Consider the following 22,232-nt stretch of genomic DNA (forward strand, 5'->3'; position numbering starts at 1 on the left):
GAATTCCCCCAAGGCTCGATAATCGGTTTCAACGGCGGGAACAAGAATTGTCAGATCCCGGTACCGCGACGAAAAAACGCTACGGACGATCACGGAAGAATGTCAATGCGCGCCGCTGCGAGCCGCCCAACAGTGCGGAACGCGCCTTGCCGCACCTGGGTACCGGGGTATCCGCTATGGGGTTCGTAGGGGTTGCGCGCACCACGGCGGCAGGTGAATATGCGTGCGGTCGAAGCTGCGGACAAGGAGCGGTACGTGTTGATTCATCAGGTACTCGACGAGTGCGCGGCAAAATACGGCGACCATATTGCGCTGATTGACGACGACGGCCCGGTCACCTATTCCCGACTTGTTTCGACGGCGGATTCGTATGCCGCCGCGCTCGCCGAGGCGGGGGTGGGACCGGGTTCCCTGGTGCCGGTACGCGTCGCCCGCTCGGCCCGGATGGTGACGCTGCTCCTTGCCGTGCTGAAGACGGGTGCGGCCTACTGCCCCATCGACGTGAAGTGGCCGGACGAGCGCGTACGGGAACTGCTGCGCCTGCTGCGGGCACCGTTGTTCGTCACGGACACGCCCCTCGCCGGCGCACCGTGCTGGACACCGCCGTCCGCGCCCGCGCCCGTACCCGGGTCCCGGACGGTCCGGGCGGACATCGGGCCGGACGACCCGGCCTGTGTCTTCTTCACCTCCGGCAGCACCGGCGCCCCCAAGGGAGTGGTGACTCCGCACCGGGCCGTGCTGCGGCTCTTCGACAGCGGCCCCCTGGCGGCCTTCGGGCCCGGGCGGGTGCTGCCGCAGCTCGCCCCGGTCGGCTGGGACGCCTGCGGACTGGAGCTCTGGGGCATGCTGTCCCGGGGCGGCACCGTGGTGCTGCCGGACGAGGACCATCTGCTGCCGGACGCCCTGCGCGACCTGATCGAGCAACACGGCGTGAACACCCTCGTGCTGGTCGCGTCCGTGGTGAACCTGCTGGTACGGCTGGACCCCGACTGCTTCCGCGGGGTCGACCTGATGTTCATCGGTGGTGAACGGCTGGCGCCCGAGCCGGTGCGCGCACTGCTGCTGGGACACCCGGACACGACCGTCCACAACTGCTACGGCCCGGTGGAGAGTTTCGCCTTCACCACCATGCATCGCATCCGGCCCGAGGACTGCGACCGGCCGCACGGCGTGCCCATCGGGCGGCCGGTGCCCGGCACGGAGGTCCACCTGATCGACGGCGAACTGTGCGTCGCGGGCGCCGGGCTGGCCCAGGGATACCTGCGCGACCCGGAACGCACCGCCGAGCGGTTCGTCACCGTCGAGGTCCAGGGTGTGCCGACGAGGGTGTACCGCACCGGTGACCGCGCCGAACGCGACGCCGAGGGGGTGCTGCACTTCCTGGGCCGCGCCGACCGGCAGGTGAAGATCCGCGGATACCGGGTGGAGCTGGGCGAGGTCGAGAGCCACGCCGCGGGCCGCGCCGGCGTACGCGACTGTGTGGCGGTGGCACTCGCCGGCCGGAGCGGTGCGTACGAACGCCTGGCGCTGGCCTTCACCGGCGACGCGGACCCGGACCAGGTCCGTGCGGAGCTGCGCGACCGGCTCCCCGGCCACCTGGTGCCCGATCTGGTGCGCCGCCTCGACGAACTCCCCCACAACGCCAACGGCAAGGTGGATCACCGAGCCGTGACAGAGCTGCTGCTGCGCGTCCCGACCCCAAAAAAAGGGCTGACGATGACCACGTACATCGAGACCACCGAGACCACCACGGCCGAGGCCGCCGGGGCCGCCTCCGGCGAGACCGCCGGGGCCATCGACAAGATCGTGGAGGACTACCTCACGCTCGTCGACGACAGCATGGTCGCGGTGCTGCCGCACGCCTTGCGCATCGCCATCGAACTCGGCGTCGCCGATGTCATGGACGCCTCGGCCACGCAGCCCGTGGCGACCACGGCGGAGCTGATCGACGCCGACCCGGACGCTCTGGGCCGGCTGTTGTCCGCCCTCGGCGCGGCCGGATTCTTCGCCGGAGACTCCGCCACCGGCTTCCGGCTGACCGCGCTCGGCGCGCGGCTGCGCAGGGACGACCCGCAGAGCCTCTCCGCGTCGCTGGTCAACGCCGAGAGCCAACTGGCCTGGCTGCGCGCCACGGACACGTTCCGCACGGGTGCGGCATCCTTCGCCGGCGACGACGGCGACTTCTTCGGGGTCAAGAACACCCAGCGCGGCGCGAACCTCGCGTTCCTGCGCCGGATGCGGGAGCGTACCGGCCGTCTGTACCGCCAGGCGGCCGAGGCCGTCGACTGGTCGCGGTCGGAGACCATCCTCGACATCGGCGGCGCCGACGGCTTCCTCCTCGGCGAGATCCTCTCGGCGGCCCCGCACGCGAGCGGCATCCTGTTCGACCGCCCCACGGTGATCGACGAGGTGAACCTCCGCGGCGGGGTCCCCGGTTGCCGCACGGTGCCCGGTGACTTCTTCGCCTCGGTGCCGACCGGCGCGGACACCCACCTCCTGTGCAGCGTCCTGCACGACTGGACCGACGACCAGGCGGTGGAGATCCTGCGGTCGAGCCGTCGCGGGCTGGCGCCCGGCGGCCGGCTCCTCGTGATCGAGATGCTCGTGCCGGAGGACGGCTCCCAGCACATCAGCCGCTGGAGCGACCTCGGCATGATGGTCCTCACCGGCGGCCGGGAACGCGACCGGGCCGGGTTCGCCCGGATCCTGGAGGCCGCGGGCTACCGCATGCACGAGGCCGTGGCGATCCCGGAGTCGCCGTTCTCCGTGATCGAGGCGCGCTGACCGGCGATGGACATCGACCTGCTCACGCCGGACGTCTTCTCCGGGCACCGGTTCCTGGACCAGCTCGCGGCCGTCCGCGCCCGCCCCGGCCTGACCTGGCATCCGGAGCCGGACGGCCCCGGGTTCTGGGTGGCGGCCCGGTACGACGACGTCCATACGGTCCTGGGTGATCCGGCCACGTTCAGTTCCCGCGCCGGCATCAGGATCGGCGGCACGGACGAGGCGGCCCGCCTGGTCGCCGACCGGATGATGGTGGTCAGCGACCCGCCGCGGCACGGCCGGATCCGCCGCGTGGTGGGTGCGCCGTTCACCCCGGCGTCGCTGCGTCTCTGGCACGACCGGATCGTCGCCGGCGTCACCGATCTGGTGGACGAGGTGGTCGGGTCGGGTGTCGGCGGGCCCGTCGGGGGTCGGCCGGACGACACGGCCGGGCCACTGGTCCGGGACGCCGTCGGCGACCTGACCCAGCGGCTGCCCAACCAGGTCATCTGCGCCATGATGGACCTGCCCCGGGCCGACTGGCCGTTGATCGGCAGACTCACCACCGACGGCCTGGACTCCCCCGACCCGATCGACCGGCTGGACGCCAACGCGGAGATCTTCGGCTACTTCGCCGACGTGATCGCCCGGCGCCGTGCCCGCCCCGGCGACGACCTGATCAGCGCACTGCTCGCGGCCGATGGCGACCTGACCGACGGCGAGCTGATACTCAACTGCAGCGGCGTGCTGACCGGTGCCAGCGAGACCGTCCGGTACGCCGCGGCCGGAGCGCTGCTGGTCTTCGCCGACCGGCCCGATCTGTGGACGGCGCTGCGCGCCTCGCCGGAGTTGCTGCCCACCACCGTCGAGGAGATCCTGCGCTGGACCAGCCCCGGTCTGCACGCGCTGCGCACGGTGACCCGCCCGGTGACGGTCGCCGGCACCGACCTGCTGCCCGGCGACCACGTGACCGCCTGGATCTGCTCGGCCAACCGCGACCCGGCCGTCTTCGCCGACCCGGACACCTTCCGGCCCGACCGCACCCCCAACCGGCACCTCGCCTTCGGCTGGGGGCCCCACGTCTGCGTCGGGGCCCGGGTGGCCAGGCTCGAACTGACCGCTCTGCTGACCGCGCTGATCCGCCGCGTACGGACGGTCGAACCGGCCGGAACGCCGGTCTGGAGCACCGGCAACTTCATCCACGGACTGACCAGCCTGCCGGTGCGGCTCTTCCCGGCCTGATCGGCAAGACACCCCTTAGGAGCTGATAGACAATGGGTACCACCGCAATCGCCGAGATCTGGCAGGAGGTTCTCGGCGTCCCGGTCGAGGACGACGACGACTTCTTCGCCCTGGGCGGTCAGTCGCTGGCCGCCATGGAGGTGGTGGCCGCGGTGCGCCGGCGCCTCGGCATCACGGTCCGGGTCCGGGTCCTGCTGGAGCACCCCGTGCTCGCGGACTTCGCCGGCCAGCTCGGCCTGTCCGGGGAACGGTCCCCGGATCGATCCTGACCGCCCGATCGACAAGACGGCGGGACGAGTTCCTCGCTCCCGCCGTCTTGTCGCGTGTCCTCACCCGGCCGCGCTTCCCGGGGGGAAGCGCGGCCACCGTCACGACCGGGCAAGCCGGTCCAGGACACCGCGCAGGGTCTCCGCCAGTGTGGTCAGGTGGGGCTGCTGGAGCATGGTGTGGTGGTCACCGGGGACCGTGTGGAGTTCGAAGCCGTCACGGGCGAGGACGCGCCACGGGCGGATCTTCGGCCTGCGCGGTTGCTGCTCCGCCGACAGCAGCACCAGGCGGCCGTCGACGGGGCCCGGGCGGTGCCGCAGCAGTGCGCGGGTGTTGGCCTCGAAGACCGCTATCCGCTCGCGCATGTCGTCACGGATGCCTGCCGGGACGAGAGCCGCGCGTTCCAGGAGGTCCAGCAGTGCTTCGTCCTGGCGGTCCGGCGCCAGGCCCCGCAGCGCGGCCTCGTCGTACCGGGGTGCCGGCACGCCCGCCAGGCCGGCGAGATCGTGGACGAAGCCGCCGAGGAGCACCGCGCGGTCCGGCAGCTCCTTGCCCAGGTACGGGGGCATGCCGGTGTCCAGCATGACGACCAGCGCGACCGGTTCGCCCGCCGCGGTCAGCTGACCGGCCATCTCCGCGGCCACCACGCCGCCCAGGGACCAGCCGCCGAGATGGTAGGGGCCGTGGGGCTGGACGGCGCGGATCGCCTCGACGTACCGCGCGGCCAGGGCGGTCAGCGACGTGGTGACCTCGCCGCCGTCGAGGCCCGGGTCCTCCAGGGCGTAGAGCGGCTGTTCGGGGTCGACCAGGCGGGCCAGCGGCAGGTACGGCACCACGGATCCGCCGACGGCGTGGACCAGGAAGAGCGGCGGTCGGCCGCCGGTGGGTTTGATCGGTACCAGCGGTGAGGGCTGGGTCCGGTTCTCGCGGGTCGGATCGAGCAGCATCGCGGTCATCTCCACGGTCGGTGCCGAGTACAGGTCGCGCATGTCGAGTTCGACGCCGAACTCCCGGCGGATCTCGGCACGCAGCCGGGTCAGGTCGAGGGAGGTGCCGCCCAGGTCGAAGAAGCTGTCGTGGACGCCGATCCGGTCGGTGCCGAGCAGTCCGGACCAGACCCGGGCCACCGCGTGTTCGGTGTCGCCGCGCGGCGCGACGATCTCGCCGGCGCGGCTCGGCTCCGGGGCGGGCAGCGCGCCCCGGTCCACCTTGCCGTTGGCGGTCAGCGCGATGCGCTCCACGGGCACCAGCGCGGAGGGCACCATGTAGTCGGGCAGGCGGGCCGCGAGGTGCGCGCGGAGCTCGCCGAGGTCGCCGAGGTCGCCCGGTGCCTTGGTCACCACGTACCCGACGAGGCGGTCGTCACGGACGGTCACACACGCGTTGTCGACGCGGGGATGAGCGGCGAGTACGGCTTCGATCTCGCCGAGTTCGATCCGGAACCCGCGGATCTTGACCTGCTGGTCGATGCGGCCCAGGTACTCCAGGCCACCGTCGGCGCGGCGGCGTGCCAGGTCGCCGGAGCGGTAGAGGCGGGCGCCGGGGGTGCCGCCGAACCGGTCGGCGACGAACCGCTGGGCGCTCAGGTCGGGCCGGTGCAGGTAGCCCCAGGACAGACCGGCACCGCCGACGAGGAGTTCGCCCGGTACGCCGATGGGTGCCGGATGGCCTGCCGGGTCGACGACCCACAGCGACAGGTCGGGTATCGGCTCGCCGATGGGGCTGGCGTTGTCGCGCAGGAGCTCCCGGGTCAGCGGGCAGTAGGTGACGTGGACCGTGGTCTCGGTGATGCCGTACATGTTGACCAGCCGCGGGTGGTCCTCGCCGTGCCGGTCGAACCAGCGCCGTACCGAGTCGATGTCCAGCGCGTCGCCGCCGAAGATCACGTACCGCAGGGAGAGTTCCTCCGGGCGCGCCTCGTCGGCCGCGACCAGCTGCCGGAAGGCGGCCGGGGTCTGGTTGAGCACCGTGACCTTCTCGCGGGCCAGCAGCCTCTGGAAGTCCTCGGGCGAGCGGGTCTGCCAAAATGGCACCACGACGAGCCGACCGCCGTGGACGAGGGCGCCCCACAGTTCCCAGACGGAGAAGTCGAAGGCGAACGAGTGGAAGAGCGTCCACACGTCGCGCTCGTCGAACCGGTACCAGTCCTGGGTGGCCCGCATCAGGCGGACGACCTGGCCGTGCGGGACGGTGACCGCCTTGGGTTCGCCGGTCGAGCCCGAGGTGTAGATCAGGTAGGCCAGGTCGGCGCCGGTCGCGGTCGCGTCCGGTACGGGGAGGTCCCCGTCGGTGTCGTCGTCGAGCGGCAGCGCGGTCGCGGGGACGTCGAGTCCTCGCTGGGTGACCACCACGGACAGGCCCGCGTCGGCGGCCATGTAGGACAGCCGCTGTGCCGGGTAGTCGGGGTCCAGCGGTACGTAGGCGGCGCCGGCGCGCAGGATGCCCAGGATCCCGACGACGAGGTCCGTGTCCCGGCGTGTGCAGAGGCCGACCAGGCTGCCCCGGGTGACTCCTCGGGCGGCCAGTCGGGCGGCCAGGCGTTGGGCACGCCGGGCCAGTTCGCGATAGGTCGTCCGCTCCTCGCCGGCGACCACCGCCACCGCGTCGGGGCGGAGTCGGACCTGTTCGGCGAACAGGTCCCACAGGGAGGCGTCGGCCGGCACCTCGCGCCGGGCGGCGCTCCACCGGTGCAGCAGCGCCGTCTCGTCCGGCCCGGGCAGGACGACGTCGGACACTCTGGAGTCCGGGGCCGTCACCGCATGGGCCAGGACGCGGCCGAGGTGTTCGAGGAGCCGGGTGATCCGGTCGGCGTCGAACAGGTCGGTGGCGTACTCGGCCTGGAGCCGCAGTCCGCCGTCGGCGGTGACGGTGGCGTGCGCGGCCAGGTCGAAGCGGGCGACGGAGCCGGCCACCGGCAGCGGTTCGACGGTGACCGGGCCGAGCGCCGGCGCGGCGTCCGAGACCTCGTCGGCGTGCAGGGTGAGGCTGATCTGGAAGAGCGGGTTGCGGCCCGGTTCACGCGCGGGCCGGAGTTGTTCGACCAGCGTGCCGAAGGGGAGGTCCTGGTGTTCGGTGGCGCCCTGCACGGCCAGTTCGCAGCGGCGCACGAGCTCCCGGAAGGTCGGGGTGCCTGCGACGTCGGCGCGCAGCACGACGGTGTTGGCGAAGTAGCCGACCAGCGGCTCGAGTTCGGGGCGGTTGCGGCCGTAGAACACCGAACCGATGCCGATGTCGTCCTGCCCGGTGTGCCGGGAGAGCACCACCAGGAATCCGGCCATCAGCACGGACAGCAGTGATCCGCGTTCGGCGTCGGCCAGTCCGCGCAGCGAGGCGCCGAGGCCGTCCCGCAGATGGAGTTCCACGGTGGCGCCGGGGTGCCCGGCGCCGGTGCCGCGCGGGCGGTCGGTCGGGAAGTCCAGCTGCGGCAGCGCGTGGAGCTGTTCGCGCCAGTAGCCGAGCTGCTTGTCCAGGACGTCGTCCGCGAGCCAGGCGCGCTGCCAGACCGCGTGGTCGGCCGGCTGGATGTCCAAGGCCGGAAGGGAAGCGTCCGGGTCGGGGTACAGGGTGGACAGTTCGTCGAGCAGGACGCCCGCCGACCATCCGTCGGCGATGATGTGGTGGGTGCACAGCACCAGGACGTGCTCGGCCGGGCCGAGCCGCAGGAGCTCCGTGCGGAACAGCCGGTCGGTGGCCAGGTCGAACGGGCGGGTGGCGGCATCGGCGAGCGCCTCCGGCACATCGTCCGAGTGGGTCGGGGTCACCGTGAGCGGCCAGGCCGCCGGTGCGGGGTCGGTCACCTGGACGGGTACGCCGTCCACCGCGACGAACCGGGTGCGCAGGCTCTCGTGCCGGCCGACCAGCCGGCCCAGGGCGCGGGAGAGCCGGTCGACGTCGAGCCGGCCGCGCAGGCGCAGCGCGAGCGGCACGTTGTAGACCGGGGAGCCGGGATCGAGCTGGTCCAGGAACCACAGGCCTTCCTGCTGGTACGACAGCGGCAGCGCGGCGGTCCGGGTGGCGGCGGGGATCCGTCGGCGGCTGTCCGGTTCGACGAGTCGGCCGGCGAGTTCGGCGACGGTGGGCGCCTGGAACAGGGTCGCGACGCCGAGGTCCACGTCGAAGGTGGTGCGGATCCGGTTGATCAGCCGGATCGCGAGCAGCGAATGGCCCCCGAGGGTGAAGAAGCCGTCGTGCACACCGACCCGCGGGACCCTCAGCACTTCGGCGAACAGTGCGCACAGCGCGCGTTCCCGGTCGTCGCGAGGTGCCACGTACTCCGTGCCGGAGGCGGCCTCGTCGGGTGCCGGCAGCAACCGCCGGTCGATCTTGCCGTTCGGGGTGAGCGGCAGCTGGTCGAGCGGGACCAGGGCGGAGGGCACCATGTACGGCGGGAGCACCGAGGCGGCCGCGGCGCGGATCCCGGCGAGGTCCGGCGACGGTACGGCGGGCACCACGTATCCGACGAGGCGCTTGTCGCCCGGCCGGTCCTCGCGGGCGTGCACGTGGGCCTGCGCCACGTGCGGGTGACGGACCAGCACGCTCTCCACCTCGCCGGGTTCGACCCGGAAGCCGCGGATCTTCACCTGGGTGTCGGCCCGGCCGGCGAATTCGAGGGTCCCGTCGGCGCGCCACCGGGCGAGGTCGCCGGTGCGGTACATGCGGGTGCCGGGGGCGCCGAACGGGTCGGCGACGAAGCGTTCGGCGCTGAGCCCGGCACGGCCGTCGTACCCGCGGGCGAGACCGGCACCGGCGCCGTAGAGCTCGCCGACCACGCCGACCGGTACCGGCCGCAGCCGGTCGTCGAGCAGGTAGACGGCGGTGTTGTCCATCGGACGGCCCAACGGCACGCTGTCCGGCACCGTGTCGGGGTCGCCCAGGGGCATCTGCACCGAGCACATGGTCAGTTCGGTGGGACCGTACGTGGCGCGGACCCGCAGGTCAGGGTGGCGGCGCAGGACCGCGCGGACCGCGGCGGGGCTGATCACGTCGCCGCCGGTCATCACCTCGCGCAGTCCGGCGAAGCAGTCCGGGTCCTCCTCGGCGATGACCTGGAAGAGGCCGGAGACCAGGAGCACGTCCGTGAGGCCTGCGGCTCGCACGACGGCGCCGTCGACGTCGCCGACCGGTGCCACGACGACCTCTCCGCCGGAGAGCAGCGGCACCCAGATCTCACAGGTCGACGCGTCGAAGGCGTGCGGTGAGTGCAGCAGCGCGCGGCGGGGCCGTTCGTCCTGCCAGCACCGGTCGTGGGCGAAGGCGAGCACTCCGCGCTGGGTGGTGACGACCCCCTTGGGCGCACCGGTCGAGCCCGAGGTGTACATGATGTACGCGGCCTGCTCGGGATGTGCGGCACCGGCCGGTACGGCGGCGCGGTCGGCCGCCGTGGCCTGGAAGCCTGTCACCGTCAAGGTCTCCACCGTGGCGCCGGTCACGGTGTCGTGGTCGCGCAACGCGTCGTCGACCAGCAGCAGTTCCACTCCCGACTGGTCCAGCATGTCGCGGAGCCGTTCGGTGGGCGCGGTGAGCGGCAGCGGTACGAAGCAGCCGCCGGCCTTGAGCACCGCGAGCATCGACACGATCAGGTCGGCGGAGCGCTGCTGGAGTATCGCGACCCGCGTCTCCACCGCCACGCCCAGCCGGCTCAGGCGGCCGGCAAGCAGGTCGCTTCGCCGGTCCAGCTCGGCGTAGCTCAGCGTGCCGTCCGTGTCGGACACGGCGGGCGCGGCGGGGGTCCGGGCGGCCTGCCGGGCGAAGGCCTGGGCGAGGCCGATCGGTGGTTCCGGTCGGGTCGTGCCGTTCCATTCGTGCAGCACGGTGTCGCGTTCGCGGGCGGCGAGCAGGTCGATGTCGCCCAGGGCCCGGTCCGGGTCGTCCACGACCTGTTCGAGGAGCCGCACCAGGCGGTGCGCGAACGCCGTGACCGTGTCCCGGTCGAAGAGTTCGGTGCGGTAGACGAGCTGCGCGGACAGTTCGAGCGGCGTGCCGTCCTCGGCGTACCGGTCGGTGAAGGCGACCGACAGGTCGAAGTGCGCCGCGATGGTCCGGTTCCGCAGCTCCGTGACGGTCAGGCCGTCCATCGTGTACTGCGCGGCGGCGTTGTTCTGGAGGACCAGCGCGACCTGGAAGAGCGGGTGCCGGTTGAGCGCCCGGCTCGGGTTGAGCGCCTCGACGAGCCGGTCGAAGGGCATCTCCGGGTGCGCGAGGGCGGCGAGGTCCGCCTCCCGGGCCCGTGCGAGCAGTTGCCGGAACGTCGGGTCCCCGCTCGTGTCCAGACGCAGGACCAACGTGTTCACGAAGAACCCGATCAGGTCCTCGAGGTCCTCGTCGGCGCGGCCCGCGTCCATCGTGCCGAGCGGAATGTCGGTGCCGGCGCCCAGTCGGGTCAGCAGGGCGGCGAGGGCCGCGTGCACGACCATGAACAGGGACGAGTCGGCGTCGCGCGCGAGCCGCAGCAGTCGCCCGTGCAGGGCCGCCGGCAGGTCGAGACGTACCTCACCGCCGTCGTCACCGGAGACGTCCGGCCGGGGCCGGTCCAGGGGCAGCGGCAGCTCGTCGGGCAGGCCGGTGAGCCGCCCGGACCAGTGGGCGAGGAGGTCCGCGCCGTCCGGGCCCTCCAGGAGTTCCCGCTGCCACAGCGCGTAGTCGGCGTACTGGACGGGCAGCGGCTCCCAGTCCGGCGCGGCACCGGCCCGGCGGGCCGCGTAGGCGGCGCCCAGATCGCGGCCGAGCAGCGCCATCGACCAGCCGTCGCCGACGATGTGATGGAGCACCAGGTACAGCGTGTGGCTTCGCTCGCCGGTGCGCAGTAGCCACACCCTCAGTGGCAGGTCGGTCGTCAGGTCGAACGCGTGCCTGGCCAACCGGTCCAGCGTCGTGGGCAGTTCGGCCGACGTGACGTCCAGGTCGGTGACGAACTCGGCGACGTCCACGGTGTCGCGGACCCGCTGCCACGGCTCGCCGTCGACCTCGGGGAAGACCGTGCGCAGGCTCTCGTGCCGGGTCACCAGGTCACCGAGGGCGGAGCGCAGGGCCGCGGTGTCGAGCGGGCCCTCGAGCCGCAGCGTGAGCGGCAGGTTGTAGGTCCAGGCTTCGGTGTCGAGCCGGTTGAGAAACCACAGGCGTTGCTGCGCGAAAGACAACGGGAACACGGATCCTCCTGCGCCTGCGAGACATCGACGGTCGTCGGCCGCACACGATAGGACGGTTCCACGGAAAGCAAGGTCACCGGCTCCGAAAGGGCTCTGGCCCAAGGGGTTTTGGCGGCCCCATCTAGGGGTTGTCGCCCCTCTCGCCGCCCGCCCATCATGAGCCACTCGAATGGACCACCGGCACACATCGATCATGGAGAGCCGCGATGCCGTTTTCGCCGGAGCGCTTGCCGTCAGCCGATACCGACCTGCCCGGGTCCTTGCATGGCCTGGTGGCCCGGCACGCGGCGCGTCGCGGTGACGCGCCGGCACTGCGCTGCGGCCAGGCCGAGTCGACCTACGCCGAACTGGACGCCCGGGCCAACCGGCTGGCCCACGTGCTGCGCGGTCGCGGCATCGGCGCCGAGGACGTGGTGGCGCTGGCGCTGCCTCGCTCGGCCGAGCTGATCGTCGCCATGCTCGCGGTCGGAAAGGCCGGCGGCGCGTTCCTGCCGGTCGACATCCATCACCCGGCCGAGCGGATCGCCTTCATGTGCGCCGACAGCGCGCCCCGCGCCCTGCTGGCCACCGAGGCGGTGCTGCCCGGGCTGCCGGACACCCCGGGCACCGACCAGTGGTCGCTGGCGGAGCTCCTGGCCGAGGCGGCGACGGCGCCGGCGACCGCCCCGGACCCGGTGGACCATCCGCTGTCCCTGGCGTACGTGATCTACACGTCCGGTTCGACGGGCAGGCCCAAGGGCGTCGCCGTACCGCACCGGGGGGTGCCGCCGTTCGGCGCCGACCTCGCGGACCGGATGGCGGCGGGCCCCGACGGCGTGGTGTCCCAGCTCGCCTCGCCCAGTTTCGACGCCATGATCATCGAGGTGCTGCTGGCGTTCGTGCCGGGCGGCACCCTGGTCGTCTCGCCCCCCGACACCCTGGTCGGCGAGGACCTGGCCGCGTTCCTCGCGGACCACCGGATCACCCACGCGTTCGTCCCGCCGTCGGTGCTGGCGACCGTACCGCGCACCGAACTGCCGGCGCTGCGGTCGCTGATGGTCGGTGGAGAGGCCTGCGGCGCGCGCCTCGTGGACACCTGGAGCCCCGGCCGCCGGATGGTCAACGGCTACGGGCCCACCGAGACCAGCATGGCGATCACCCTCTCGGCCCCGCTCACGCCCGGGCCGGACGCACCGCCGATCGGCCACCGGTCCGGCGACACCCACCTGTACGTCCTGGACGACGCACTGCGCCCGACGCCCCCCGGCGAGATCGGCGAACTGTACAGCGGAGGCGGTGGCGTGACCCGCGGGTACGTCGACCGCGCCGCACTCACCGCGGAGCGCTACGTCGCCGACCCGTTCGGGGCGCCTGGCACCCGGATGTACCGCACCGGCGACCTGGTGCGGCAGCTGCCGGACGGACAACTCGCCTACTGCGGCCGGGCCGACGACCAGGTCAAGATCCGGGGCCTGCGGATCGAACCGGGCGAGATCGAGGCGGTCCTCGCCGGGCACCCGGCGGTGGAGCAGGCCCGGGTCCTGGTGCACGAGGACAAACTCGGCGAGAAGCGGCTCGCCTCCTACCTGGTCGCCGCGGCGGCGCCGGAGACCGACGACGGCAACGCCGAACGGCACGTCGACGAGTGGCAGCAGATCTACGACACGTTCTACGACGAGTCCGACCGCTCGGCCTTCGGCGCCGACTTCTCCGGCTGGAACTCCACCTACACCGGTGAGGGGATCCCGGTCGAGCAGATGGCCCGCTGGCGGGAGGCGTTCCTCACCCGCGTACGGAGCTTCGCGCCGCGGCGCGTCCTGGAGGTCGGCGTCGGCTCCGGCCTGATCCTGACGCCGCTGGTCGGCCAGGTGGACGAGTACTGGGGCACCGACTACTCGGCGTCCGCGATCGAGGGGCTGCGCGACCGGCTCGCCGGCGAAGCCGACACCGCGGGGAAGGTCACCCTGCGCCACCAGGCCGCCGACGTCACCACCGATCTGCCGCACGGCCACTTCGACACGATCATCATCAACTCGGTCGTGCAGTACTTCCCCCACGAGGAGTACCTGCGGGACGTCCTGGCCAAGCTCCTTGACCTGCTCGGGCCGGGCGGCCGGGTGCTCGTCGGCGACGTGCGGTGCCTGCCGCTCGTGGAGAGCATGTGGACCGGCGTCCGGCTCGGGCAGCTCGACCACGATCCGGGACCCGAGGTACTGCGCCGCGAGATCGAGCAGGCGGTGACCCTGGAGAAGGAGCTCCTGATCGACCCGGGCTTCTTCGGCACCGTCGGCGCCGGCGCGGTCGACCTGCGGCTCAAGCGCGGCGCCGACCACAACGAACTGACCAAGCACCGCTACGACGTGGTGCTGCACAAGGCCGGCACCGACGCGCAGAACCTGTCGGCGGTCCCGGCGCCGATCTGGGGCGTCGACGTCCGCGGTCCCGAGGACCTGGCCGCGCGGCTGGCCGACGGCACCGCGCTGCGGCTCACCGGGATACGTAACGCCCGGGTCGCGGGTGAGGTCGCCGCCGCGCGAGCGGTCCAGGCGGTCGCACCGCTGGAGGCCACGCGCGCCGCGCTCGAAGGGCCGGACGACGGGATCGACCCGGAGTACTGGCACTCCGTCGCCGCGACGCACGGACGCACCGCCGTGGTCACCTGGTCCGCGGACGGCCCGGACCTGCTGGACGTGCTCTTCCCGGCCACCGACGGCAGCCAGGTGCTCGACGGCGTGTACCTCCACGGCGGCTCCACCGGCTCTACGGGATCCACCGGCTCTACCGGCTCTACCGGCTCTACCGGCTCTACCGGATCCACAGGCTCCAACGGCTCCAACGGCTCCGTCGGCTTCACCAATGACCCGATCGCCACCCGCCGTCGCGGGCTGCTCGTCGCGGCCCTGCGCGACTGGGCCAAGGAGCGGCTCCCGTCCTACCTGGTCCCCTCCGCGTTCATGGTGCTCGACGCGCTGCCCCTGACGGCGAGCGGCAAACTGGACCGGCAGGCACTGCCCGAGCCCGACTTCCGCGGCAACGTGTCCGGCCGGGCGCCTCGCGACGCGCGGGAGAAGCTGCTCTGCGAACTCGCCGCCGAGCTGCTCGACCGGGCCTGGGTCGGCATCGACGACGACTTCTTCGACCTCGGCGGCCACTCGCTCCTCGCCACCCGCCTGCTCAACCGGATCCGCAGCGCCTTCGGCGTCCGGCTCGGGCTCGACGCGCTGTTCGCCACGCCCACCATCGCGGGCCTCGCGGCCACCATCGCCGAGACCGCCGGACAGGAGGCGCCGGCCCTGGTCGCGGCCCCGCGGCCGGAGCACGTCCCGCTGTCCTGGGCCCAGCAGCGTCTGTGGTTCGTCAACCGGATGGATCCTCTCGGCTGGACCTACAACCTCCCCGTGGTCCTGCGCCTGGCCGGCCCGATCGACCGGGACGCGCTGGCCGCCGCGGTCGAGGACCTGATGGTCCGGCACGAGTCGCTGCGCACCGTCTTCGACGAGCGGGACGGCCGGCCGTACCAGCGGATCCTTCCCCTGGTACCGGAGACCGATCCGGTCCGCGTGCTCGACGTGGCCGAGTCCGACCTGGACGAGGCCGTACGGACCGCCTGCCGGCAGCCTTTCGACATCACCGCGGAAACGCCGGTACGGGTACGGCTGCTGCGCACCGCGCCGGACCGGCATGTGCTGGTGCTGGTCCTGCACCACATCGCCGGCGACGGATGGTCGATGCAGCCCCTGGCCCAGGACCTGGCCACCGCGTACGCGGCGCGGGCCGCCGGCACCGCGCCGGTCTGGCAGCCGCTGCCGGTCCAGTACGCCGACTACGCGCTGTGGCAGCGCGACCTGCTCACCACGGCGTACCAGGAGCAGATGACCGGGTTCTGGCACGACTACCTGGCGGAGCTCCCGGAGGAACTGGCCCTGCCCTACGACCGGCCCCGCCCCAGCGGCGCCGACCACGACGGCGCGCTGCTCCCGTTGCGGATACCCGCGTCGCTGCACGCCGGCCTGCTGGCCGTGGCGCAGCAGAGCCGGACCACGCTCTTCATGGTGCTGCACGCCGCCCTGGCCGCGCTCTACACGCGGCTCGGCGCGGGCACCGACATCCCCATCGGGACCGTGGTCGCCGGGCGCGGCGACGACAAGCTCGACCACCTGATCGGCTTCTTCGTCAACAACGTGGTGCTCCGCACCGACACCGCGGGCGACCCCACCTTCCGTGAGCTCCTGGAGCGCACGAGGACCGACGACGTGGCCGCCCTCAGCCACCAGGAGCTGCCCTTCGACCGTCTCGTCGAGGCGCTCAACCCGTCCCGCGTGCTCAGTCGTCACCCGCTCTTCCAGACGATGCTGGTCCTGCAGAACAACGCGGACGCCGACTTCGACCTGACCGGCCTGGACGTCGAGGTGGTCCGGTCGACGCCGTCGGCGGCGCAGCTCGACCTCTTCGTGAACCTCACGGACACCTACCGGCGGGACGGCGCCGCCGACGGCGTCGTCGGTGAGATCGTCTACCGCACCGGGCTCTTCGACCCGGCCACGGTCCGGTCGCTGGCGGACCGGTTCCTCCGTGTCCTCCAGGCGGTCGTCACCGACCCCGACCAGCGTCTCGGCCGGCTCGACGTGCTCGACGGCGACGAGCGCGACACCATCCTGCGGTCCTGGAACGACACGGTGCGGCCGCTGCCGGACGCGTCGATACCGCGGCTCTTCGCCGCACGCGCCGCGGCGACCCCCGACGCGGTGGCGGTCACCGGGCCGGTCACCCTGACCTACGCGGAACTGGACCGGCGCGCCAACCACCTGGCCCACCGACTGGTCGCGGCCGGCGCGGCCCCGGACCGGCCGGTGGCGCTTTTGCAGGAGCGTTCGGCCGACCTCGTCGTGTCGATGCTCGCGGTGCTCAAGGCCGGCGCCCCGTACCTGCCGCTGCCGTCGACGGCCCCCGCGGACCGCCTGCGCCGGATGGCCGACCAGGTCGGTGCCACGCTGCTCGTCGCCGACGGGCCGCACGACCTGGCGGGACTGACCGTGCTGGCACCGGGGGACGGCGAGTCGCCCGAGCCTCCCCGCCCGGACCCGCACCCGGACCAGGCCGCCTACGTGATGTTCACCAGCGGATCGACGGGTACTCCCAAGGCCGTCGTCCTGACGCACCGGAACACGGCCGGGTTCGTGCGCGACCGGCTCTGGCGGGCCGGTGGCACGGTGCTGATGCACTCCGCCACCGGATTCGACGCGTCGGTGCACGAGATCTGGACACCGCTGCTGACCGGCGGCACGGTCGTGGTGGCTCCCGAGGAGATCCTCGACGACGCCGGACTGGCCCGCGCGGTCACCGCGTACGGCGTGGACAGGATCTGGCTCACCTCCGGCCTGTTCGCGGCTCTCGCGGAGAACCCTGACTGCTTCGCGGGGATCCGGGAGATCCTGACCGGCGGCGACGTCGTGCCGCCCGCGGCGGTCGCACGGATTCTGGACCGCCACCCCGACCTGACCGTCAGGGCCTTGTACGGTCCGACCGAGACCACCACCTGCTCCACCCGGTTCTCGATGTCCGGCGCGCAGGCCGTGCCCGGCCGGGTGCCGATCGGCACTCCGATGGACAACACCCGGCTGTACGTGCTCGACGCGCACCTCCAGCCGGTGCCGGCCGGGGTCCCGGGCGAGCTCTACATCGCCGGCTCAGGGGTGTCGCGCGGGTACGCCGGGCAGCCCGACCTGACCGCCGAACGATTCACCGCCGATCCGTGGGGACCGCCGGGCAGCCGGATGTACCGCACGGGAGACATCACCCGATGGCGCGGTGACGGCACCCTGGACTTCGTCGGGCGGGCCGACGCCCAGGTGAAGATCCGCGGCTTCCGGGTCGAACCCGCCGAGGTCGAGTCCTCGCTCACGGCGCTTCCGGGGGTCGGGCAGGCGTTCGTCACCACCCACGAGGACCGCCGCGGCGACCGCAGGCTCGTCGCCTACCTGGTGCCCAGCGGCGCCGACCTGGACGTCGCCGACGTACAGGAGCGGGTCGCCACCGCACTGCCCGAGTACCTGGTGCCCAGTGCCTTCGTCGTCCTCGACCGGCTGCCGCTCACCGGGAACGGCAAGGTCGACCGGCGGGCCCTGCCGGAGCCCGAGTTCGAGACGGGCACCGGATACACGGCGCCGCGCACCCCGACCGAGGAGATCCTCGTCGAGCTCATGGGCGAGCTGCTCGGCAGGTCCCGGGTCGGCGCCCACGACAACTTCTTCGACCTCGGCGGCCACTCGCTCCTCGCCACCCGCCTGGTCAACCGGGTCCGCACCCACCTCGGCGCGGACCTGGGCATCGCCGACCTGTTCGAAGCCCCGACGGCGGCGGCACTCGGCGCACGGCTCGGCGCCGGCCAAGGGGCGAGCCGGACCCGCAGCCCCCTGCTGCCGGCCGCACGGCCGTGCCCGCTGCCCCTGTCGTACGCCCAGGAACGGCTGTGGTTCCTGTCCCGGTGGAACGGTCTCGGCTGGCCGCTGGTGCTGCGCCTGGACGGGGCCCTGGACCTCGGTGTGCTGCGCGCCGCGGTGGACGATCTGCTGGAGCGGCACGAGACGCTGCGTACCCGCTTCCCGGAGGTCGACGGGGCACCGGGCCAGCAGGTCCTGAAGGCGGCCGACCCGGACGAGGTGCTGCGGGTGTCCGCCGTGGAACCGGCCGACCTGGACCGGGAGCTGACGACCGCCGCCCGCCACTCGTTCGACCTCACCACCGAACTGCCGCTGCGGCTGCACCTGTTCCGCACCGGACCGGACCGGCACACGCTGCTGCTGCTGATGCATCACATCGCGGGCGACGGATGGTCCCTGGCCCCGCTGACCCACGACCTCGCCCAGGCGTACGCCGCCCGTCTCCGTGGCGACGCCCCGGTCTGGCGCCCGCTGCCGGTGCAGTACGCCGACTACACGCTGTGGCAGCGGGCCCTCCTCGAAGGACCCATCGGGGAACGCCTCGCGGAGTACTGGACCGAGCGGCTCGCCGGGCTCCCGCAGGAGCTGGCACTGCCCTACGACCGGCCCCGGCCCGACTCCTCGGACCTGCGTGGCGCTCTGCTGCCGGTCACCCTGCCCGCTCCGCTGCACGCCGGCCTGCTGGACCTGGCCCGGCGTACCCACACCACGCTGTTCATGGTGCTGCACGCCGCCCTCGCGACGCTCTACACCCGGCTCGGCGCGGGCACGGACATCCCCATCGGCGCCGCGGTAGCCGGGCGCAGCGACGACAGCCTCGACCATCTGATCGGCTGCTTCGTCAACAGCCTGGTCCTGCGGACCGACACCGCGGGGGATCCGAGCTTCCGTGAACTGCTGGGCCGTGTACGGGACCTGGACCTGGCCGCCTACGCCCACCAGGAGCTACCGTTCGACCGGATCGTCGACGCGCTCAACCCGGCCCGCACCCTGAGCAGGCACCCGCTCTTCCAGACCATGCTGGTGTTGCAGAACAACGCCGAGTCCGCTTTCGCGCTGTCCGGCGTGGACGTGTCGCCGGCGCCTACCGAGGGCGCGGTCGAGGCGATCCGGGTCGGTCCCGTGGACTTCGACCTCAACCTGAGCTTCGTCGAGCACCACGGAGACGGCCGGGTGCCCGAGGGCATCACCGGTGAGGTGCGCTACCGCACCGACCTGTTCGACCAGGACACCGTGACCGCTCTGATGGACCGCCTCCTGCGGGTCCTGAGCGCGGCCGTCGCCGATCCGGACGCGCCCATCGGGCGGATCGACCTGCTCTCCGAGGTCGAACGACGAGCCGCGCTGGCGGGCGGGAGCGACACCGCGCGGCCCGTCGTCGACGAGGACCTCGCCGTCCTGTTCGCCCGGAAGGCCGCGGCCACGCCGGACGCGATCGCCGCGGTCGAGGGTGACCGGTCGATCAGCTACCGGGACCTCGACCGGCGCGCCAACCATCTGGCGCACGCGCTGGTGGCGGCGGGCTGCGCGCCCGACGATCCGGTGGCGGTGCGTCAGCCGCGAGGGATCGACTACCTCGTGACCGTCCTCGCCGTCATCAAGGCCGGCGGCGGCTATCTGCCCCTGCCCGGGTCCGCGCCGCTCGCCCGGCAGCAGCGGATGGTCGACCACATGCGGGCCGCCCTGCTCGTCACCGACGGGCCCACCGAGCTGACGGGGGTCACGATCGTCACGCCCTCCCCCGGCACCGAGGAGCACGGCCCCACGACCACCACCCACCCGGACCGCACCGCGTACACGATGTTCACCAGCGGCTCGACCGGCACGCCCAAGGCGGTCAGCGTCTCGCACCGCAGTGTCGCCGAGTTCGTCGCCGACCGTGCCTGGGAGCACCTGGGACCGGCCGACACGCTGATGCACTCGCCGACGTCGTTCGACCCGTCCACGTTCGAGATCTGGCTGCCCCTGCTGACCGGCGGCCGGGTGGTGATCGCGCCCGAGGTCGACCTGGACACCGAGGTACTGGCCCGCACGATCGTCGACGGGAAGGCGACGACCGCGGTCTTCACCTCCGCGCTGTTCAACCTGATGGTGGCCGAGGCCAGACCGGCACTGTCCGCGCTGGACCTCGTCTGGGTAGCCGGTGACGTGGTGTCGCCCGCGTCGGTCGGGGACCTGCTGGCCGACGCGCCGCACACCGCGGTCGCCGCCGCCTGGGGCACCACGGAGACCACGGTCATCTCCTCCTGGTATCCGATCGCCTCGGCGCCGGCCCGCACGGTGCCGATCGGCCGGGCGATGGACAACACCGGGTTGTATCTGCTCGACGAGCGTCTGCAGCCGGTGCCCCCCGGGGTACCCGGTGAGGTGTACGTGACCGGGACGGGTCTGGCCCGCGGCTACGCGCATCAGCCGGACGTGACCGCCGCCCGGTTCGTGGCCGACCCGTTCGGCCCGGCCGGTGGACGCATGTACCGCACGGGCGACCTCGCCCGGTACCGGCCCGACGGGGTGCTCGAGTTCGACGGCCGCGCCGACGCGCAGGTGAAGGTCCGGGGCTTCCGGATCGAACCGGCCGAGGTGGAGGCGGCCCTGACCGGCCATCCGGACGTGGCTCACGCGACGGTCACCGCGGACGGTGAACGGCTGGTCGGCTACCTCGTACCCCAGGACGTGGACGTGGCCGCCGTGCGGGCGCACGCCGCCCTGACGCTCCCGGACTACATGGTGCCGAGCGTGTTCGTGACGCTGGAGCGGCTGCCGCTGACCGGCAACGGCAAGGTGGACCGGAAGGCTCTGCCGGCTCCCGATCCGAGCGCGTCCGAGACGGCCTACGTGGCACCGCGCGACGAGCGGGAAGCCGCGTTGTGCGAGATGTTCGCCGAGGTGCTGAAGGCACCGCGGGTCGGCGTGCACGACAACTTCTTCGACCTCGGCGGCCACTCCCTGCTCGCCACCCGCCTGCTCAACCGGGTACGCACCCGGTTCGGCGCGAGCCTCAGCGTGGCCGCGCTCTTCGAAGCCCCGACGGTCGCCGCACTCGCCGCACGCCTCGGCGAGGCCGCGACCCGCAGCCGGCCGAAACTCCGCCGGCGCACCGGCCCCGCCGGTGTGGAAGGGACTGCCCGATGAGGCCAGGGGCGAACACCCCGGGTGTCGGTGCCGACCGGACCGGTCGGCACGGCAACCACCCCGCCGGCGTGCCGGCCGGCGCGGACCTCGACGAACCCGACCGGTTCGCGCGCGCCGCCTGACCCGCACTCCCGCTGCCACCCGGTGACAGCGGGACCGAAGACCGGCACGGCGCCGACGGTGCCGCGCCCGCCGGCCGGACACCCTTCCGGCCCGGCACCGTGGAACTCGAGATGATCGTCGAAATGGAGTGGGAGCGCGATGTCACGCATCAGTCCCCCTGAGACCGCAGCCGATCTCGCCGCCGTCGCCGCCTTGCTGGAGATGGCCGACCGGCTGGGCATCGTCCCCCTGCTGGAGCGCGGCGAGCCGGTCACCGTGGCCGAGCTCGCCGTGGCCGCGGACGTGCCGGGAGAAGGCATGGGCAATTTCCTGTCCGCGCTGGTGGCCGCGGAGCTGCTGGTGCCGACCGGCGTCAAGGAGTTCCGCATCGCGGACGACTTCGCCGACCGGATCTACCAGTCCGGCTACCTCACCTGGTCGTTGAGGGCCAACCAGCCGTACCTCCAGAACCCCGCCGCGTTCCTGCGCGACCCGGCCGGTGCCGCCGCGCAGTTCCAGCGGAACGGGCGCGAGGTGGCGGTCAGTTCCCGGTGGATCGGCAGCCAGGGCTTCTACCCGGCCGCCACCGAGGCGATCCTCGCGGCCCGGCCGAAGAGGATCGTCGACCTGGGCGCCGGCGCCGCCGGACTGCTGATCGACCTGCTCGGCCGGCTGCCGGAGAGCAGCGGGGTGGCCCTGGACATGAGTGCCGGCGCGTGCCAGGAGGCGGCCCGTGCGGCGCTGGCGGCGGGCGTCGGCGACCGTCTCGAGGTGGTGGAGCGGCCGATCCAGTCCGTCGCCGACGACCCCGCGCCGCTGGCCGGTGCCGATGTCATCCACGCCGGGTTCGTCTTCCATGACATCGTGCAGGAGGGCGACATCTTCGACCGGGTGCTGCGCAGGTGCCGTGAGGCGCTGCGGCCGGGCGGCATCATGGCGATCACCGACTCGGTGCCGTACGCGTCGGCGGAGCGCGAGCGCCGGTTCAGCGCGCTGTTCACCTATCTGCACGCCGGGTTCATGAACGTGAAGCTGCCTCCGGAGGAGGACTGGCTGGCCCGCTTCCGGCAGGCCGGTTTCGACCAGGCGCAGTGCGTGCCGCACCGGTTCCCCGGTGGCCGGCTCTTCATAGCGACCAAATAGCGACCAAGTAGGTCGTCGT

General features: G+C 72.8%; 7 protein-coding genes. 6 read left to right on the forward strand and 1 reads right to left on the reverse strand.

The features are described from left to right. Window positions 1–255: 255 nt before the first annotated feature. The 3 genes from ACIBG6_RS08105 to ACIBG6_RS08115 are packed head-to-tail and all read left to right on the forward strand — an operon-like array spanning window position 256 to window position 4,274. Window positions 256–2,784: an AMP-binding protein gene (locus ACIBG6_RS08105; protein WP_399221734.1), complete on the forward strand. Its 2,529-nt coding sequence runs from the start codon at window positions 256–258 to the stop codon at window positions 2,782–2,784. Window positions 2,785–2,790: 6 nt separating this feature from the next. Further along, the gene (locus ACIBG6_RS08110) at window positions 2,791–4,005 is read left to right on the forward strand and encodes a cytochrome P450 (RefSeq protein ID WP_399221735.1); all 1,215 of its coding nucleotides are present in this window, start codon (window positions 2,791–2,793) and stop codon (window positions 4,003–4,005) included. Window positions 4,006–4,037: 32 nt separating this feature from the next. Further along, entirely contained in the window at window positions 4,038–4,274 is a 237-nt protein-coding gene (locus ACIBG6_RS08115) for a phosphopantetheine-binding protein (protein ID WP_329619490.1), read from the forward strand. Between the two features lie 99 nt (window positions 4,275–4,373). On the opposite strand, the gene ACIBG6_RS08120 is transcribed toward ACIBG6_RS08115, so the two are convergent. Further along, window positions 4,374–11,417, reverse strand: coding sequence for an amino acid adenylation domain-containing protein (locus tag ACIBG6_RS08120; RefSeq protein ID WP_399221736.1), 7,044 nt, complete (start codon window positions 11,415–11,417; stop codon window positions 4,374–4,376). Window positions 11,418–11,689: 272 nt separating this feature from the next. Between ACIBG6_RS08120 and ACIBG6_RS08125 the strand changes: the two genes are divergently transcribed. From ACIBG6_RS08125 to ACIBG6_RS08135, 3 genes are all read left to right on the forward strand, one after another. Next, window positions 11,690–20,968 carry an amino acid adenylation domain-containing protein gene (locus ACIBG6_RS08125; RefSeq protein ID WP_399221738.1) on the forward strand — a complete coding sequence of 3,093 codons (9,279 nt, stop codon included), beginning with the start codon at window positions 11,690–11,692 and terminating at the stop codon, window positions 20,966–20,968. Further along, window positions 20,965–21,090 (forward strand): hypothetical protein, encoded by a 126-nt coding sequence (locus ACIBG6_RS08130; RefSeq protein ID WP_399221739.1) that lies wholly within the window; start codon window positions 20,965–20,967, stop codon window positions 21,088–21,090. The genes ACIBG6_RS08125 and ACIBG6_RS08130 overlap by 4 nt, the downstream gene beginning before the upstream one ends. A 139-nt stretch (window positions 21,091–21,229) precedes the next feature. Continuing rightward, the gene (locus tag ACIBG6_RS08135; RefSeq protein ID WP_399221740.1) at window positions 21,230–22,213 is read left to right on the forward strand and encodes a class I SAM-dependent methyltransferase; all 984 of its coding nucleotides are present in this window, start codon (window positions 21,230–21,232) and stop codon (window positions 22,211–22,213) included. The last annotated feature ends 19 nt before the right edge of the window (window positions 22,214–22,232 follow it).

Source organism: Streptomyces sp. NPDC050842 (assembly GCF_044456565.1).
Classification (GTDB): Bacteria; Actinomycetota; Actinomycetes; order Streptomycetales; family Streptomycetaceae; genus Streptomyces.